Source organism: Psychrobacter piechaudii, assembly GCF_900162825.1.
GTDB lineage: Bacteria > Pseudomonadota > Gammaproteobacteria > Pseudomonadales > Moraxellaceae > Psychrobacter > Psychrobacter piechaudii.
The window spans coordinates 1-1,477 of sequence record NZ_FUGE01000234.1; the positions used below are offsets into that span (position 1 = coordinate 1).

General features: G+C 41.4%; 1 protein-coding gene. It reads left to right on the forward strand.

The window, feature by feature from the left end; translation table 11 throughout:
- Nucleotides 1–438 precede the first annotated feature (438 nt).
- Nucleotides 439–1,257 carry a peptidoglycan DD-metalloendopeptidase family protein gene (locus tag A1019T_RS12035; RefSeq protein ID WP_077451892.1) on the forward strand — a complete coding sequence of 273 codons (819 nt, stop codon included), beginning with the start codon at nt 439–441 and terminating at the stop codon, nt 1,255–1,257.
- The last annotated feature ends 220 nt before the right edge of the window (nt 1,258–1,477 follow it).

Below are 1,477 nucleotides of genomic sequence, written 5' to 3' on the forward strand. Positions count from 1 at the left end.
TCAATATAGTAAGTAAGGTTATGCTCTTTTTATTAACAGGATAAGCCCATGGTATAAGAGGTAGGCCTGATTTTATAGCACCACTCTTTGTTTAGAAAATATTGCAGGACTATAAGTATTATTTTAACAGATTTCAAAGTCGATACCCTAACCAAGACTGTATGCTATGTAAAGAATCGTTATAACCGTTGCGTGTATATTGACATAAGTTGCTGAGCGATTAGGATATTCAGTTATGAATAAATAATTGATTGGTATAATAAGTGGTAATTGTGTCTAACTACTGACTACTGAGTATGGGCTGAGTATAAGGAATAATGACTACGGTCAAAATACTGAAATATCTCAATAATTTATCGGGGCTTAAAACCCAAAAAAGCCATCAATTTATCTAATTCTTAAATTTGTCGTTATTGTGTTTTTTATAGGGAGACATTTATGTCCAGCATTTTTTTGACAGGCAACTGTGAGACCACTGATTTGACTGCCAGCTCTAAACGTAAATCATCTACTAAAGTGAAAGGATTGGCGTTTGCAATATTGGGTGGGGCTTTGATGCTATCAGGCTGCGCTACCAAGCCTACCTATCAACCTACAGGCCCTGTGGTGAAAGTTGATGCTCGTGGTGTCCCCAACTACTATAAAGTTCAATCAGGGGACACAGTAAGTCATATTGCAGCTCGTTATGGCCTGAACTATCGCCAAATTGGCGCTTTAAACCGTTTAGACAGCCGCTACACTATTTATGCTGGACAATGGCTGAAGCTTTGGGAAGGCGGTGGCAACGTTGTGGCCAATAATCCTGTTAACACTAGACCTTCTACGCCACCAGTACAGACCGCGCCACCTGTTAGCACACCAAGCTATACTCCGCCAACGGCAACCACTACCAAAGGCTATGCTTATCCTACCAGTAACCCGGTCGTGAAAAACTTTAATGCTAGCTCAGGGGATATGGGCATGTGGTTTAGTGGTCGTGTTGGCGATCCTGTCTTGGCCAGTAAGGCAGGTGTTGTCATGTATGCAGGTAATGGTTTGCCTGAATACGGTAACTTGATTATGGTCAGACATGATTCTAGATACATCACAGTCTATGCCCATAACAATCAGCTTTTAGTTAATGAAGGGGATCAAGTGCAGGCAGGCCAACGTATTGCCACTATGGGTAGCACTGGTCAGACAACAATGGTCGGCTTACAGTTCCAAGTTCGTGAGAATGGTACACCCATTGACCCAAGAGCCGTGTTGGGTCTTTAATGAGTTAGTTAAGTATCTATGAAGTCATAAAAAAACACCCTATCTCAAGATTAATGCCAGTCAGTTAAGGCTGACTGGTATTTTTTTTGGGATATTTTTGTGGTTTTCCCTTAACCACCCTCGGGCAAGATCGCTTTCTACGTTCAGGAATAACAAACAATTTTCCTTCCTCTAAAACTGCATCTAACAACTTAGGGAAGAGTCCTGCAGCCTGTAAAGG

Excerpts from the sequence above, each read along its gene's own strand:
- A1019T_RS12035 (WP_077451892.1), top strand. The coding sequence starts at position 439 with ATGTCCAGCATTTTTTTGACAGGCAACTGTGAGACCACTGATTTGACT.